Raw genomic sequence first — 17,878 nt, forward strand, 5'->3', positions numbered from 1 at the left:
ATAAGAAAAAACAGCGAGTTACGGAAAGATGCCCCAAAATATCTTCAATATATTAAAAAAAACATAAAGTGCATAAGATAAATTAATATTTATTGCGAAAGCAGAAACTATTTAGTTAGTTTTGTGTGATTTTAAGCATTGACGGGAGGATACTTGTGAAAGTCTTGTGCAATTATTCCCCAATTATGATTTCATCTCACCATACCCCATGCGACTCTCGTCAATAAACTATCCTCTTTATGTTCTAAAAACAGAATATAAAGAGGATTTTTAGCATAAGCAGGCAGACAAGACAGCGAAAGGGAGGAAAAAATAGGCAAACTTTCGTATTATCCGTTCAATGTAGCGTCCGGGCTTCTTGTTTTCCATCCTTTTACTTATTTTTGTTCTAACAAAAAACACCGATATTATGAAACGCGCCCGGCTCCTTCTTATTTCTCTTTTTAACTTTTGCATATTAGTGGCCCAGCCTACCTATCAGATCAAGCATTATTCCGTCAATGACGGAATGTCTCAAGGAATAGTACAGACGATCATACAAGACAAAAAAGGATTTCTATGGTTCGGCACCTGGAACGGGCTGAATAAATTCGACGGATATACATTCAAAAACTATAAGACATCTTACAAAGACGGCTATATTCTGAATACCAACCGGATCAGTCAGATAGCGGAAACGAAATATGGGGATATCTGGTGCCAAGCCTATGACGGACGGGTGTATATGTTCGACAATCAGACAGAGAAGTTCATCGACATTTTAGGTTCAGTAGCAGAAACGATGATAACGAATAATTATGCCGACCATATTTATACCCTTTCCAAAGGAATCTCATGGATCACCTTTCAAAACGAATGTGCCGCCATCCGCATAGATGACCAACTTTGCAAACAGGGGAAAGGAATCACTCTGTACAGTTCCTTCAAACAAAACTTGAAGGGAGACAAGATATATACCGTTTTCGAAGATTCCGAAGGAGATGAATGGATACTGACCAACAAAGGAATTTCTATCATAGGAAAGAAGCAGGTAGACAGCGATTTCCCGTTCCAATATATTAAAGAAGCGGATGGAATTATTTATCTGGTTTCCCAATCGGACAAATTGGCCTCTTACAACTTTAAGACCAGACAATTCAAATTCATAGAGATTCCTTATCATGTTTCGATGATTAACGAAGTCAAGAAGTTTGACTCCAATACACTTTTGCTGGCTACAGATAACGGACTGATTATTTATAAGATAAAAGAAAAAGAATTCCAGTTGATTGATATACGCACATCAACGCAACCTTCCAACGTCGTACAGTCAGTTTATCAAGACCATTACAAGGAACTATGGATATTCCCCCAAACGACAGGAGTGATCCGTTATAATCCATCCACCGAGGAAATGCAGCATTTGTTCACACCGGCCGACGAAGTGATCAGATATGAACGGAAAAATAAGAATGTGATCTTTGAAGACCGGCAACACACGTTATGGGTTCTCCCCCCGGAAGGGAATCTGTCTTATTATGACCGTGAAAACAAAGAACTGAAACCCATGCTGAAGGACAGCAACAATCCGAAGTCTGTTTTCAGTCCGCTCGTCCGCTTTTACACACTGGACAATCAAGGCAACTGCTGGCTGACCAGTACACGTGGCATTTACAAATTGTCCTTCTTTCCACATACCTATAATCTGGTGCATATTGACAATGGATTCGAGACCCGCGCTTTTTTATGCGACAATGAAAAGAGGCTGTGGGTTTCTTCGAAGGCACAGATGATCAGAGTGTACCAACCGGACGGACAGTTGGAAGGCTATCTGACGCCACAAGGAAAAATAAGCAAAGATAAACAGAGTTTTACAAGCGTATATTGCTTTCTTGAAGACCATGAAGGCAATATCTGGATAGGAACAAAAGAAAACGGCATTTATCTGTTAAAGAAAAAGTCGCCGGATTCCTATTCCGTACAACAATTTACTCATCAACCGAATATGCCATACAGCTTGAGTGGCAACAGTGTATATTCCATTTTTCAAGATAGCCATAAACGTATCTGGATAGGCTGCTATGGCGGAGGAATCAATTTGCTAACCTACAATAAGGACGGTAAGACAGAATTTATACACAGCGATAATGAGTTGAAGAATTACCCGACCGGCTACGCTTCGAAAGTCCGCCACATATCCAAAGCGCCGGGCGGTGTGCTGTTAATAGGAACCACCAACGGATTACTGACTTTCTCCAATCAATTTGAGAGACCGGAAGAAATCAAGTTTTATCGTAATTGTTGCGAGTCAGGAATAAGTACCAGCCTGAGCGGAAATGATGTGATGCATACGTACACCGACAAGCAAAAACGAACCTATATAGCCAGCTTTACGGGAGGCATCAGCCAAATCGTATCCAAGAACCTGCTCAGCAACAAGATTGAGTTCAAGACATATACAACGGATGACGGACTGGCTTCGGACTTGGTACAAGCCATGCAGGAAGATCAACAAGGCAACTTATGGATTCTTTCGGAAAATGCTATATCCAAATTCGACGCTCAAAGAGAGACTTTCGAGAATTACGGGCTTAACTCTCTGCACCAGGAATTTAGCTTCTCAGAAGCGGCACCGGTGATCAACGCTCGCAATCAAATCGTATTCGGTACAGACAAGGGATTCATTGAGATTTCTTCCAAAGAGATGCAGAAAAGTTCCTATGTCCCTCCCATTGTCTTTACCGGTTTGAAAGTGCAGGGACAATCTTCTGTCATCGCCATTGACGATCTGGAAGAATTACGCCTCACCCCCTCTCAGCGTAATGTTACTTTCCAGTTTGCGGCACTCGATTATGTCGATTCCAAAGAAATCCGTTACGCATACCGACTGAAAGGACTGGAAGAAGAGTGGCACGACGGCGACAAGAACCGTTCTGCCAGCTACATCAACTTGCCGAACGGCAAATATAAACTGCAAATCAAATCCACCAACAGCGACGGCGTATGGATGGACAATATCCGCACTTTATCCATCAACGTACTGCCCACTTTCTGGGAGACGGGCTGGGCATGGCTGCTCTACGTTATTCTCTTCGTTCTCTTTACGGGCAGTATCGTATATGTACTTTTTTATATTTATCGGTTGCGCCACCAAGTGGATATCGAGCAACAACTATCCAATATCAAGCTCCGTTTCTTTACTGACATATCTCATGAACTCCGGACACCGCTGACTCTGATCAGCAGCCCGGTCAATGAAGTTCTGGAAAATGAAGACTTATCCGCCACAGCCCGTGAGCACTTGACTGTGGTACAAAAGAATGCCGAACGTATGCTACGTCTCATGAATCAGATTCTGGACTTCCGTAAGATACAGAATCAGAAGATGAAAGTACTGGTGGAGAAGACAGACCTGATTCCACTTCTTGAAAAAGTAATGATCAACTTCCGATTGATTGCAGAAGAAAAGAAGATTAATTTCCGGTTGGAAAGTGAACTTAAATCAATATATGCATGGATAGACCGCGATAAGTTTGAAAAGATATTCTTTAATCTGATATCCAACGCATTCAAATATACACCGGCTGAGAAGGCGATTACAATAGAAGTGACAAAACAGACAGATAAAGTGACAATCTCTGTGGTGGATGAAGGCATCGGAATTGAACCGACTAAACTGCGTACTTTGTTCCAGCGCTTCGAAACACTGGCACAGCAGAATATGCTCCAACCGTCTTCCGGCATCGGCCTGTCATTGGTAAAAGAAATGGTCGACATGCATCACGGTACAATCAAAGTAACGAGCGAACCAGAAGCAGGAAGCCGTTTCATGGTAACTCTGCCTCTTCAAAAAGAAGTCTTCGAACAAGACAGTCAGGTGGAATTTATTCTGAATGACAGTCAAAGTCCGACTACCCATCCGGACAGCAGCCTCCAGACTGAGAAAAGACCAGAAGCGGAAGACAAAGAAGATATGGAGAATAATGCGGCTCCGGATACGTTTACTATATTGGTGGTTGAGGACAATGAAGAACTGAAAGCTTTCTTAAAAAACATCTTGTCTGAGAATTATACTGTTATCACCGCTCCGAACGGAAAAGAAGGATTGCAACACGCAGTTGATAATATCCCCGATCTTATCATCAGTGACGTAATGATGCCGGTTATGGACGGCTTGGAGATGATTCGGAAAATCAAAGAAAACAATAACATCTGTCACATTCCCATTATTGTATTATCGGCAAAAGCCTCTTTGGATGACAGGATTGCCGGACTGGAGCAAGGTATAGATGACTATATCACAAAACCTTTCAGCGCCACATATCTGAAAACACGTATCGCTTCACTGCTCCGCCAACGCAAATCCTTGCAGGAAATCTATATGGCCAAACTGACGGAAGGGAAAGAAATAGCTGTCGCAGAAGCTCTTACCCCGTCGCAACCGCAGATTACTCCCTACGACGAGCAATTCATGCAAAAGGTAATGGAGTTCATAGAAGAACAGATGGATAATGCCGAACTGACCATCGACGAATTTGCAGAGCATCTGATGCTCAGCCGCACCATCTTCTATCGGAAACTGAAGTCCATCATCGGACTGACTCCTGTAGACTTCATACGTGAAGTACGCATCAAACGTGCAGCACAGCTAATAGACAGCGGGGAATATAATTTCTCACAGGTAGCCTATATGACCGGTTTCAATGACCCGAAGTATTTCAGTAAATGCTTCAAGAAGGTAGTAGGTATCACGCCTTCCGAATATAAAGAGAAGAATAAATAAAAAAAGAAGCCGACCGTACGCATTCATTAATCACCATAACCGGCTATTTTCTTTCGTAGCACTTAGGTCAGACAATTGTAGCACCCAGGTCAGATAACTGAAGCACCTAGGTAACACATTCGTCTCACCTAGGTGCAACGAAAGAAAAACGACTAAAGACATAAAAGATTTTGGCTAGCAGGATACTTATTTATCCCTATGTTCCAATAAGTTAGCAACAGTTCCGTATCTGTTAATTCCGCTGATTTCCGGAAAGCAGCATTTTTCCGGAATCCTTTTTATATTCTTTCCCGTTAATAATAATGCCTGTAGCATTTTTTATCTGTATGCCCGGAGCCTCGGGATCCTCCACTTTGATATTCTCCATATTCACCTGAGAAGCCTGATTGATTACAATACCTTTCTTGGCATTAGTTACAGTCATGTTCTTGATAAAGATATTCTTAAGAGGCATTTCCGGCAGCCCGTTGAAATATACTGCCCGTCCCGCACCTCTACAAAGAACATTTGAAATATAAATGTTCCTGAAAACAGGAGTTTCCTCATTCACATCCGGTATCGGAGTTTCCGGAAAGTCATTGACAGCATAATACAAATCCATCGTCAGAGCATCATTGGGAATATCAATCATGTTGATATTATCTATGAAAATGTTCTCCACTACGCCACCACGTCCGCGGGTACTCTTAAACCGCAAACCGACATCTGTGCCCACGAAAGAACAGCCCGATACGTATACATTCCGGACACCACCGGACATTTCGCTGCCGATTACAAATCCGCCATGCCCATGCAAAACCGTATTATTCTTAATAATCACATTCTCACAAGATTCTCCCCGCCTGCGTCCATCCTCATCTTTACCCGATTTCAGACAGATAGCATCATCCCCCGCATCAAAAAAACAATTAGTGACCAGTACGTTTTTACACGACTCCACATCCAGCGCATCGCCATTTTGCGAATACCAGGGATTGAACACCTTCACATCATTCAAAATCAAAGATTCGCAGGACAAAGGATGGATACACCAGCCCGGTGAGTTCTTGAAAGTCACCCCTTCCAGCAGAATCCGTTTGCTCTTTACTATACTCAGCATGACAGGGCGCAACCAGCTTTTCATGTAAGTCCACTCTTCATCGGTTATTTCTTTCTGCCCGTTATTTTGTCCGGTCATAAGTACAGAAGCTTTCAAAGCACCCGCATCAGGATACCATACTTTTCCGTTCTCATCCACTTTACCACCCGAACTCACCAGATTTTTCCATTGCCGTTCCGTCATCTTGTCTTTCTTGACCGGACGCCATCTATCTCCTGCCCCATCGAAAACACCATTGCCGGTGATGGCTATATTTTCAGCATTCATTGCCGAAATCGGCGATTGGCAGCGCTTAGTGTCCAGCCCTTCGAAAGAAGTGTCGATAATGGGATATAGAGATGTATCGCTGCTAAATACAATGAGAGCATTCTTCTCGGCATATAGATTAACGTTACTCAAAAGTACGACGGGCCCCGTCAACCATAATCCTTCGGGTATGATAACTTTCCCCCCTCCTTTGGAACTTACCGCCTTGATTGCATTGTTTATCGCCTCTGTGTTCAAGGTCACACCATCGCTGAGTGCGCCGAAATCACGGATATTAACCTCATAATCGGGAAAGGAAGGTTGGCTCACTTCAGGCATTGAAAACGGAAGATTCCTGTATACGTCTCCCTGTTCTTTTGTTCCACTTTCCGGATTTGAATAAACCTGATATGATATAAATATCATAACGCCTGTCAGCACAACTCTCAAATCCTTTTTCAAAATTCCATTCATCTCTTTTTAATTTATTTTATCGGGTTCCTATTGATAACTACTTACAGAAATATCCATATCTTCATTGATATGTCTTTCCCATTTCACAAGCAAAAGTAATGGAAGTCTACTCCCCCTAAGTTCAATTATTGACAGATTAGGAGTAAAAAATAGTCATTTACCTGTTCGTCTATTAAAATTGTACTCAAACAAAGTATATCTCCGGAAAATAATTCATAAAAAAGCCATAGTAGAAAAGTATTATAAAATTCTTCCTTACTATGGCCCTTAATCTAATCCTGAAAACAGTTTTAATCTATGGTCAGAGTTTCATCATCTTGCCAATCTATAGTTCCGGCAGCACCATTTTGGTCTGTCCAGCCTTTGGTCTGTCCGAGCCAGGAGTTATTGTCCAAAATATCTTTTGACAGACCCATTATATAATAATTAGATCGCCATCCGATCTTAATCCATTCATTGCTGTTGTTCTTATCAGGTTGCACATTGGGCTCCCCGTACTGGAAATTAGACTCCCAAAAATCAGCCACTTCTTTAAGTTGCTTCTGGAAATCGGCAGATTCAGGGTCTGCAAATATATTCTTACGCAGTTCCGACAACACATCTTTACTGCCTGGAGTATATCCATCTTTTACATCCACATATTTAGCTGTACGATATCTTTCGGTCAACGGAGTTACTCCCAGGAATGAACAGGTATTAGTGGTACTCAACTGCATAGCTTCTCCCCGTCCTCCATCATAAAGCATCCAACGCCAAATATCCCAATATCTTTTGCCTTCATATGCCAGTTCGACCTGACGTTCACGCAAACAGGCAGCCAACGCCGATGCCCGGTCAAACACATAAGTATCCAAACCGTAATTATTAGTGGAAGGAATCCCAACCCGCGCACGCAATTTCCCGATTGCCTGTTTACATAAATCAATCTGATTGGTTGCCGCATAACACTCGGCAAGATTCAATTGCAATTCCGCATAACGGAAATCATAGATATGCACTCCCGAAGCTTCGTAGTTGTTGGCAGAAGCAGTATTGAGTCCACTCATCTTACGTACGAATACCGGACTGGTTATATTTACTCCTTCACTATAGGCAAAGCCGCTGGTAGTTGACTCCGAAGTTCGCCAACGATAAGCCCAGACCGTATCATTGGTGACATCTTTATGTCCCCACTTCAAACCATTAAAGGCAAATGTCTGGTAGAAACGCGGATCACGGTTTTCCATAAAGCGCAAACTACCTTCGGTAACCTGATGAGCGGCATCAGGAAGTGTACCGTCAGCCATAGGGAATACATCGATCAACTCAATAGGAGCACCTTTTCCACCGCTTCCTCCTTGAGAACTCAAACGGATATTCTTCTCCCAGCGATTATTCTTGTAACCTAATGACGAGTTGCTTTCCTTAGCCAATAGTCGGACAACTAATGTTTCTCTGTTAGAATGTTCATTATCGTCATCCGCCAATATTTTACTCCAGCTTGCAGCATCCGTCACACCGTCCAATCCACTGGCAGTAATACCGGAAATAGCGTTCTGAGTAGCTTCCAGGGCTTTTTGCCAACGAAGGTTGCCCGGATCATTCCAATTCTTATTAAAGATGGGGCTGGCATAGAATAATAACACACGGCTCTTGTATGCCAATGCTCCGCCACGTGTGAGACGTCCGTAATCGTTTGTTCCCCATTCATCCGGCAGCAAAGCGGCCGCATCGGTCAAGTCTTTCACAATCTGTTCCACACATTGGGTCACAGAGGCTCTTGGCAGTCCTGCATCGGTCACCTCAGCATTCAGCACTGTTGTCACAATAGGTACGCAACCATACATACGAACCAAATCAAACAACTGCATGGCACGTAGAAAGAGGGCCTGCCCTTTTGCCTTATCTTTGGTATCCTGCGAAACCGAGGAAGCATCAATGTCACGAAGCAGGATATTGCAGTTACGTATACGCGTATAAGCATTGTTTGTAACACTAGAACCTAGTGCCTTGCCGAAATAACCGGCAAACAACGGGTCGTAACTTTTACCGCTGGATGCATCTGTCTGTGTTTTTATATCATCAATGGTCGAATATTGCGTACTCGGGTCAATCCGGCTGGTAGACGTGATTCCCCACATCTCATCCGTGAATTCGTTAAAATCCTGCGCATAAGAAGTATACAATCCCAAATACTGAGACGTCGGAGATGTATAGTTTTCAAAACTAGTCTGATATAATCCGGCCAGATACCAGGTGATTTTCGTTTCAGAATTAAAATCATCATAAGCTCCGTAATTATTCATATCCAAAAATGAATCACTGCAACCGGACATAAACATACCGAGGGCTAAAGTTCCTGTATATAAAAAGTTTTTCTTTTTCATCGTTGACACAATTATTAAAATGTAACATTAACACCTAATGACCAAGTTCTTAAAGTAGGATAATCTGTAGAAGAAGCATCATACATATTACGGTAATGGTTAGGGTACGGATTGTACAAATCCCACAAATTATTACCGGTCAGATTCAGACGGACAGCCGACATTTTCAACGGAGCAATCCACTTTTTAGGAAGTGTATAGCTGACAGACAGATTACGTATGTAACAACGGAAGGTACTAATCATCCAGAAATCAGAGTTGGCGATAGCCGAACTGGAAATCAGAGATTCTGTTCCCAAGTTAGGGTATTTACCATTCGGATTATACATTTCGTCAAACATATCTCCCCAGAAAGAATCCGGCGCCCATATCATTGTACTCTTATTACCACCCATAGAAGCACGGTCTATAAAGCGTACTCCACCCCATGAAGTAGCGATATTGGCACTGATAGCAAGTCCTTTCCAGCTAGCACCCAGCCTTGTCGAGACATTATAAGTCTTATTCTTTTCACATAACTTTCCATAATCCTGTTCCAATACAATCTGTCCGTTGGGACCTTGTTGAACTCCATTGACCATTTCGCCCTCTAAATCCTGGTAAGCCAGCATACCCGGACGCAAATCGTCTTTACTTGTCTTATCCAGATATTTAGTTTGTCCGCCTTCGGGAGTATATGATTCCAGATAAGACCAATACCTGTTAATATCATCCTGCGTACGCAAAATTCCGTCACCATTCGAGGTTCCTTTCCATACCTTGAATCCCCATACCGGCAGATAAGTAGACATTCCTTCCTCCCAGCTTGAGCTGGACGGATATTTGTTATAGCGCAAACCCGGCACCCACTCTTTCACTCTACTACCGTTCAGACCGAAATCCATACCGATATTATAGTTCACCTGTCCTACCTTGTCACGCCATGTCAAAGACAACTCGCCGCCATATGTATCAACACGGCCAAAATTTTCTTCAGCATACGAACCACCGGCATACACGGGAATTCCCGGTTGGCTAGCCATAAACTGATTCAAGATGTTATCATTGATATCATAGTAGAAATCGAATACCGCACTTAAACGACCATCAAAAAAACGAGTATCAAAACCAAGATTAAACTTGTCGGAAACATCCCATTTCACATTACGGTTCGGAGATGACTGCGGGATCAGACTGGTACCTGGTTTTCCGCTTTCGGCACCGAACTGCATTCCTTTCAAGTCCATCTTGTACTGTTCTTTCCATTTCCACATTTTGATGTTGTCACGTCCCGTACGTCCCCAGGATGCACGTACCTTCAAAAATTCAAACCAAGGAAGCGAGCGTTTGAACCATGATTCTTCAGACATGATCCATCCTGCAGAGATACCGGGAAAGAATCCCCAGTAATTCTCCGGAGCAAACTTAGTCGAAGCGTCCGAACGGAAAATAAACTGCAGCATATAGCGGTCAGCATAAGAATATGCCACACGTCCCAAGTAAGAAAGCGAGCCCGATTCACCTTTAAGCGTCACTGTATTGTCGGAAGCCAGAGCTGACTTGCCGTCCGGCCCGACGATGGAGGGACCACCGACTCCCAGATAAGTATCAGAAATGTCATGAGCCAGATCGGCATATTCAATATCACGAGAATCATAGAATGATTCATAACGCTCGATGGAAGCCATAGCCGAAATGCTATGTTGGCCAAACGTACGGTCATAGTTTACGTAAAAGTTCATCTGACGTCTTTCCGCCTGTTTATCTTTAAATGATAATGTACTGTTTTTATCAAAGATAGCCGTTTTAAAGGAACTGCTCGGGATGGTATAAACCAAATGCTGATCGGCAGGCATTCTGCCGCCTACATACGCCAGTTCATAAGGGAAACTAGCCTGCTCGGTTGCTTCACTTGAGTGCGAAGACGAATAAGTGGCACGGAGTGACAAACCTTTCACAAAAGGAACTTCGTAGGTCAATGAGATATCAGCATTCCAGCTGTTGCTTCTGTTCTTACTGAACGAACCACTATTATTCAACGCAAAATAATTCCAGGAAGTGACATAATCTCTATTAAAACTCGGACTACTATATGTATTCTCTATAGGTCCCAACCAATATTCCTGATCTTGCCCGTTCTCATCCGGTAAAGTCACACTCCAAGGCATATGGTTGGGCATATGATGCAAAGCACTATAGTCTGATTTTTCCGTACTTCCACTCATCCCGTACAGTTTAAAGCGAGCCCCTTTTGTATAGATCTGATCGGATTTACCCTCATTACCGGCAACCGTGGCTGATAATTTAATATCATTCGTCAAACGCACATCAACACCGGCACGGTAAGTATAACGCTTATAGCTTTGATCACCCAAATTAGCTCCCTGGTCAAAATAAGTAGCTCCGGCATAATATGTAGCACGTTCACTTCCACCGGTAACATTCAGTGTATGTGTCTGTTGGAAAGCCGATTTCCAGCCTGCTTTATCCAGCCAATCATAATTCAGGTTATCCATCTCAGCCAATTCCATATCACTATACAGCACGTCGAGGTCATCATAACCACTCGCTTTATTGGAACCTATCGCCAAAGCATTATAGAAACGTCCATAAGCAGAACCTTTCAGCACCTTGGAATGACTAACGGCATCATTCACGGCAAATTTACCTGAATAGGAAATAACAGGTACTCCTTTTTTCCCTCTTTTGGTCTTTACAAGAATTGCACCATTGGCAGCACGAGAACCGTAAATCGCTGCGCTGGCATCACGTAACACAGTTATACTTTCTACTTCCGAAGGGTCCAGCATATTAAACTGCTCCATACTCGGCTGTCCATTCGTTCCTAACTGAATGACATCATCAATAATAATCAAAGGGGTGGAATTACCGCCATCCTTGGATATTCCGGTGAAAGTCCGGTTCTGACGGATATAAACCTCATTGGCATTCGTACCCGGACGGCTGGAGCCTAACTGTACATTCAAGCCATTCACCATTCCCTGCAAGGCTTCCGAAAGATTGGATACCGGAAGATCTTCCAGTTCTTCAGCAGAAATAGTCGATACGGAACCGGTAATGTTTTTCTGTTTCATACTACCGTAACCTACTACGACTACTTCATCAAGTTTCTGGTTATCTTCCTGAAGAATGACTTTCAAAGTATCGCCTTTCGGCAGGATTACTTGTTTCAGATATCCGATATAAGATATTACCACCTTTTTCCCATCCGGCACATTCAGCGAAAAGTGACCGTCAATATCAGTAATAGTACCTGTCGTAGCATCCTGTAACCGTATAGTAGCTCCGATAATCGGCTGGCCACTTTCGTCCACTATCTGTCCTGTAACCTTTCGGGTCTGTGCATTGGCTGACAGCGCAAATGCTACGAAACACAATAGCACGCCTACCTTTTTAATGAATGAAGATCTCTTGAACTTCATAAATACAATGTGTTTATTCATATTATATATATTATTTAATGCGCGGTTCATCGTCTCCATTTTGAAGCACCTACGCTGGAACAACCTGTGAATAACTCGTTCAATTTAAAATTGTTAGTCCCCGGAGCAGTGAACAGAGTGGCAGTTGACATTTTAGAATCACTCAGTCCGAGGTTTCCTTTGCTTGAGGTACGATCATTAGCCTGAAAACTATTAACCGAACTGAAAGGATATACGCCGGTATAATCATCCTGTCCTCCGGACCCCAGTTCATTAAATTTCGGAAGTTTTCCGTCTATTTTCATGGAACCGCCAAATACACAATTTTCAATCTTGACAGCAATACTCGGATCTACCCGGAATAAGAAGGAGTTTTCCATCGGCGCATAACAGAATGTAGTATTTGTAATCGAAATACTCTTTCCGCTGCTACTATTCCGCAAATCTGCAATACCGCAAATATTAGTGATAGTACACTCATCAAAAGAGACATCATTGATGTAATTTCCATTTTTGCCATCAGTCGAAACTATACCCTGATTACCGATTGCGTTAATGGTACATTCTTTGAAAGCAATAGCTCCTACATTTCCGGTAGCCTTTTTTGAACGGACAATAGAACGGAAATTCTCAATATAGCAATTAGTGAAATCAATCGTGTTAATCAGAAAAACATCGGACTCCGGACAAATCACTTGTTTACCACTCAAACTGTTATCAGCAACCTCACTTAATGATTTGGAAGCCCTAAGATTGATGCGTTTAAAAGTAACCTTGTCTACAACTCCGCCTTCTACTATACGGAAAGCGTTATCAAAACTAAATGTCGGATAATCTTCCAACGTTTGCGGAGTAACAAAATGAACTGAATGTGCAAACTCAATAACAGTTTCTCCACTATTCAACACGTACGTCTTACCTGCCGGAAGCACAAAGGTTGTACCTTCTGCCAGAGAGTTCCAGTCAAGTTTATTAAAATAATCAGGATCAAATGCTTCGTTACGCAAATCTATCCGGTTTGCCGTCCCATAATCTTCATCCAGATTTTCGGTTACAGCTGTCTTTACTTCTATGCGTGCCTGATAAGTATCCGAACTCTGTTCATCACCCGAATAAAAACTAACACGATAAGAAGTCTCCGGAGTTAAATCATCTATAATTTTGGAGCCGGCCAGATATTCTTCGGAAGAAACGTTATAAACCTTTATATCTTGAGAATTAACAGTCTCCAGCCCCATCGGAACAGCAGTCAGAGCTGTAATCACAACAGTATCATTAGGCGTCCACGAAATAAGAGCCTGTGTATCTATAGTACGAGCTTCTCCTAACTCTATCGACAAAGGGCGGTAAAGAACACCTGTCACCTCTGTTTCCCAATAACCGGACAGCCTTCCGTTACCTTCACATTTCACCTTAAACTTGTAGTTTTCTTCCCAGTCTAAATCTATCACACAGGAAGAACGGTCACCCGGCACGGTCTCCGTCTTATAAAGTTCTTCCCCTTTATCCACCACCTTATACACCTCAACGATATATTCGGTCGCTCCTTCTACGCTTTTCCAACTAAGATATGCCTTGTTTTGCACTATCTCCATAGCAGTAACCGGTCGTAACAATACTTTTGAGCCGGCATCATCATCGTCCGAACAGCTTGTCATCAGTCCTGAAAAACAACTTAACAGGCACCCTACTGTCATTAATTTCAATAAATTCATAGCATTCTATTTTAATATTAACACTGATTTCACTTCTTAAAGTTGTAGGAAATACTTTCACCTACCAGACTATTAAGATATACTTCCAAAGCTGTATAACCAACCTCTGTTGTCCTGTTACGGTCTTCCGGATTAGCAGGGTCCAAACCAACCTTTTTCTCCCAGGCATCATCCATGCCATCCTGATCCGCATCCGTAATGGTTCCGCTGGTTTTATACGTCAGTCCATCCAGACCTTCAGCCTCATCCGGGCTATTTATTATGCCCGGGATAGCACCACTATTGGCGTCTCCGGCTCCTGTATAAGTACAAAGTCCGCTCTTCACTTCTTTTACAATACGCGCATCTACTTTATCACGGGGAAATGCGCCGGCACCACTTTTATCAGCCAACACAGATTGATAAGCTTTCTCCGCAGATTCATATTGGTCAGATAAAGTGTATGATTCCCAGTCGAACCAATATTGTTCATAATTCTCTTTCCCTGAAGGAATAATGAAAGAAGAAGCTTTCATCTCATCGATAGAATAAGGATAATTACCATCCGTATATACACCTTCCCAATTGTCGGAAGTCAGTTGAGAATTACCCTCCATTACATTACCATGAAAGTACCACTTTGAAACGGCACGCAAAGGTGCCTTATTGGGTTCACGGGCGCTTGATTGCCGGAAGAATTTCAGTTCTTTTACCCGGGCTGTCGTAGCGGGCCCCGGTTTATAATAATTATTCACAAAGTTACATGACCATCCATGATGTTCCGGATCCTGAGACTCGTCCATACCTCCATAAGTAGCCATTTGGCTACCCCAATTATAATTCACATTATTAATATATTCCATATAAACAACGATATCCTGTCCAGGATCCTTCCCCCGTGCGCCATTCATCAATGGTGTCCGGCTATTACAATGAGCAAACAGATTATGGTGATAAGTAGATGAAGTTCCTCCCCACGCACCACCATAAGCACGTGCACCTTTTTTATTGACCGAATAATAAAGCCCCTCGCTGGAAATGCACCATTGCACTGTAGAAAAATGAGTATCAATAAAATCGGTATTCTCTTCACTAGCCCAGCTGAAGGAACAGTGGTCAATTATAAAGTTATTCGCATTTTCCACCCGCAGACAAGCAGCATTATGTTCCTTTCCACTCGCATCTTTTTCACCGACACGAAAACGCATATGCCGAATAATAAAGTTCTCCGAACCACCAAAATTTATTTCATTCTTTATGATACAAACACCATCACCGGGAGCTGTTTGTCCAGCCAGCGTGAAGTTCTTAGCTTTGCAACGGATTTCCGACTTTAATTCTATTTTGCCCGAAACTGCAAAAACAACAGTAGTTGCTTCGTTTTGTGAGCATTGCTGCAATGCCCATCTAAAAGAGCCCTCTCCGTCATCGTTGGTATTGGTCACTATAACGACTTTTCCTCCACGACCTCCCGTAGCATTTTTACCGAAGCCTTCAGCTGTAGGGAAAGCCTTTAATACCTCCGGTCCTTTCGCATAGGGACCTAACTCCATATTAGTAAACCCTTTGACATCGGTACACGCCCCTAAAAATAAAAGACAAGCACAAAAAGGATATTGTACCAGGTAACGTCTGAAAAAGACTGGAGTTACCACAAACGTCATTCTAATAAGCACAGGAAAGCGTTGATACCAGGATTTCCATTTCTTAATAAATGCACAATTTTTCATTCATTTCAATTTAAAGTTAATACATATTACTATCTAATCAATACTTATATTACATGCAAATCAATCGTTGAAAACATGGGGAAAATTGAAACAGGAATTATCTTGTGTTTATTCATTAATATTCCTGATTTATAGTTCTTATTTTTTGTTTCATATGTGCAAAAGAAGTTATATAAAACATAAAGCGAGGGGACTTTTTGAGCGTTTAGGTGCACTATTTTATCACTAAAATATCAGATACGAGATTTTGGGATTAAAATACCAAAAATTCCATATTTTACTTTACATAGTAATTTCGACTAGTCATTTTCAGTATTTGCTTGGATTAGAATAAAAGTGTCCATCAGGCGACTAGCATTCATTACTCTAAATGCTAGCCGCCTGATGGACACTCAAATTTTAGCTGATAACGAACGAAAATGAATCATCCGTTGATCAAATAGCTATTTCTTATAGTCCTAAACGTTCTTTTAATAACCTGTAACCCGAAAGGCTTACCCGAAGTTTAACCCCATTTTTCAATAATAGCTGGTACGTTTCCTTCCCAAACAATTCTACACGGGAGATTTGAGTGACATTGACAATCGTTGAGCGATGGACACGAACAAAGGTATCGGAAGGCAAATGAGTCTCAAAATACTTCATCGTCTGTTCCTTCAGATATTCCCCCGAAGGAGTAATCAGCATAACGTAGTCTCCGCATGCTTGTATGTAGATTAATTCATCCGTTTTAATCAAATGAATTTTCGAACCGTCTTTCACTGTGATACGGTCGATCTGCTCTATCTGCGGTTCTTCCGGCAGGCTAACCGGTTGATGCATTATCAATTCTTTTTCCAGTTCCTGATTCAGTGCATCTTCTTTAGCGACAATCAAACGATACCAAAGAAGAATGGCAACCCAGGTCGGAATGCCAAACAACAGACGAAAAGGGATGGTAGATGCAAAAGTGATATAGGGTATACCGGCTATCCTTGTTACAATATCGTAAACCATAAAGCTGCCGGCTATCCAGATCAGTATTCCTGCCACCAGAGTAATGACTTCCGTCTGAAAGATAGAGACTACTCCGACAACAAACCAGACCAAATAACCTAATGCCATCAACCAACCGATTGTCGCTATTCCGTCTATGACAGCAGGCACATAGTCCGCACCTGTGTATACACTCATTATCATTACCTGAGCTACCACCAGAACCAACGCTACCACCAGTACCGGCACCCAACGATAAGGATAATCTATAATCGGATGTGTTTTCATACGTTAGTCTTTAACTTCCAGTCCGCCAAAAGAAAGCCTTCCCCGAATGACTAATACACTTTCCTTGTTAATATTCCCGTTTTGCCAGCGTTTGTCATCACAACCGCCAAAGAAAGCATTGCACTTAAATACTACTTTCCAGTCAGAAGGGACATATATTTCGATGCCTCCCCAACTGCAATCCAAATCGATGTATGTTTCTCCCGGTGCGATATGAGTATGGCGCAGGTCAATCGTTGTTCCTCCACAAGAGGTACGGACGACTGCTCCTTTAAAAAGTTCATCAAGCACAACATGACGTGCAGCTCCAAAAGTGTTATCAGAACGCAGAAAGCCATCTTCCGATTCACTTTGCTGCTGATTGTTGGCAAAGTTCATGCCCGCATGACCATAATGTCCATGTTTCATCCATTCTCTATGGTCACGAAACATACGCTGTTTATCATTCCATGGTCCTCTGTGTCCGGATTTAAAAAGAAATAAAACTCCGGCTATGATCAAAGCTAAGGGCCAGACCATTGCCTGAGAATTCTCAGGCAGCCATGAAAGACCTCCTAGCAAAAAATAAACACCTACCAATACAAGGATAATTCCACCAACAAAATGACGGCGTATCATCGAATAAATTCCCATTATAATAAAAAGAGAATACCATGATACTATTATACTAAATAATTCAGCAGTAATCCAACCCATATTGCGGGCGAACAACAAAATCCCTGAAAGGATAAATAATGAAGCTACCAAAAGTTTTCCTGAAAAACCTGTAGGAGATGAGAATTTAGATTTCTGTTCCATCGTTTCTATGATTAATGATTGATG

8 protein-coding genes are annotated in these 17,878 nt (G+C 42.2%); 1 reads left to right on the forward strand and 7 read right to left on the reverse strand.

What is annotated here, in order from left to right; genetic code table 11:
• The first annotated feature begins 409 nt into the window (after positions 1-409).
• Complete coding sequence (locus DW640_RS20830; RefSeq protein ID WP_117578906.1) at positions 410-4,762, forward strand: hybrid sensor histidine kinase/response regulator transcription factor; 4,353 nt, start codon at positions 410-412, stop codon at positions 4,760-4,762.
• A gap of 232 nt (positions 4,763-4,994) precedes the next feature.
• Here DW640_RS20830 and DW640_RS20835 read toward each other — a convergent pair whose 3' ends face one another.
• The 7 genes from DW640_RS20835 to DW640_RS20865 form a co-directional block, all read right to left on the reverse strand.
• Positions 4,995-6,581: a glycoside hydrolase family 28 protein gene (locus DW640_RS20835; RefSeq protein WP_117578907.1), complete on the reverse strand. Its 1,587-nt coding sequence runs from the start codon at positions 6,579-6,581 to the stop codon at positions 4,995-4,997.
• A 290-nt stretch (positions 6,582-6,871) separates the two neighbouring features.
• Positions 6,872-8,947, reverse strand: a complete 2,076-nt coding sequence (locus DW640_RS20840) for a RagB/SusD family nutrient uptake outer membrane protein (protein WP_008764345.1) — start codon at positions 8,945-8,947, stop codon at positions 6,872-6,874.
• 14 nt (positions 8,948-8,961) lie between these two features.
• Positions 8,962-12,369 carry a TonB-dependent receptor gene (locus DW640_RS20845; RefSeq protein ID WP_199610443.1) on the reverse strand — a complete coding sequence of 1,136 codons (3,408 nt, stop codon included), beginning with the start codon at positions 12,367-12,369 and terminating at the stop codon, positions 8,962-8,964.
• 47 nt (positions 12,370-12,416) lie between these two features.
• Positions 12,417-14,084, reverse strand: coding sequence for a fibronectin type III domain-containing protein (locus tag DW640_RS20850; protein ID WP_061474323.1), 1,668 nt, complete (start codon positions 14,082-14,084; stop codon positions 12,417-12,419).
• Positions 14,085-14,113: 29 nt separating this feature from the next.
• Positions 14,114-15,616 carry a polysaccharide lyase family 1 protein gene (locus tag DW640_RS20855; protein ID WP_225665211.1) on the reverse strand — a complete coding sequence of 501 codons (1,503 nt, stop codon included), beginning with the start codon at positions 15,614-15,616 and terminating at the stop codon, positions 14,114-14,116.
• A 627-nt stretch (positions 15,617-16,243) separates the two neighbouring features.
• Complete coding sequence (locus DW640_RS20860) at positions 16,244-17,056, reverse strand: LytTR family DNA-binding domain-containing protein (RefSeq protein ID WP_008761000.1); 813 nt, start codon at positions 17,054-17,056, stop codon at positions 16,244-16,246.
• 3 nt (positions 17,057-17,059) lie between these two features.
• Positions 17,060-17,854 carry a LiaF domain-containing protein gene (locus DW640_RS20865; RefSeq protein ID WP_022470709.1) on the reverse strand — a complete coding sequence of 265 codons (795 nt, stop codon included), beginning with the start codon at positions 17,852-17,854 and terminating at the stop codon, positions 17,060-17,062.
• Positions 17,855-17,878 lie beyond the last annotated feature (24 nt).

Origin of the sequence: Bacteroides sp. AM23-12 (genome assembly GCF_003434395.1) — a bacterium.
Lineage (GTDB): Bacteria > Bacteroidota > Bacteroidia > Bacteroidales > Bacteroidaceae > Bacteroides > Bacteroides thetaiotaomicron.

What these genes read in the sequence shown, in the direction of transcription:
- DW640_RS20840 (WP_008764345.1), bottom strand. Translation starts at nt 8,947, where the DNA reads ATGAAAAAGAAAAACTTTTTATATACAGGAACTTTAGCCCTCGGTATG.
- DW640_RS20850 (WP_061474323.1), bottom strand. Translation starts at nt 14,084, where the DNA reads ATGAATTTATTGAAATTAATGACAGTAGGGTGCCTGTTAAGTTGTTTT.
- DW640_RS20855 (WP_225665211.1), bottom strand. Translation starts at nt 15,616, where the DNA reads ATGGAGTTAGGTCCCTATGCGAAAGGACCGGAGGTATTAAAGGCTTTC.
- DW640_RS20835 (WP_117578907.1), bottom strand. Translation starts at nt 6,581, where the DNA reads ATGAATGGAATTTTGAAAAAGGATTTGAGAGTTGTGCTGACAGGCGTT.
- DW640_RS20830 (WP_117578906.1), top strand. Translation starts at nt 410, where the DNA reads ATGAAACGCGCCCGGCTCCTTCTTATTTCTCTTTTTAACTTTTGCATA.
- DW640_RS20860 (WP_008761000.1), bottom strand. Translation starts at nt 17,056, where the DNA reads ATGAAAACACATCCGATTATAGATTATCCTTATCGTTGGGTGCCGGTA.
- DW640_RS20865 (WP_022470709.1), bottom strand. Translation starts at nt 17,854, where the DNA reads ATGGAACAGAAATCTAAATTCTCATCTCCTACAGGTTTTTCAGGAAAA.
- DW640_RS20845 (WP_199610443.1), bottom strand. Translation starts at nt 12,369, where the DNA reads ATGAAGTTCAAGAGATCTTCATTCATTAAAAAGGTAGGCGTGCTATTG.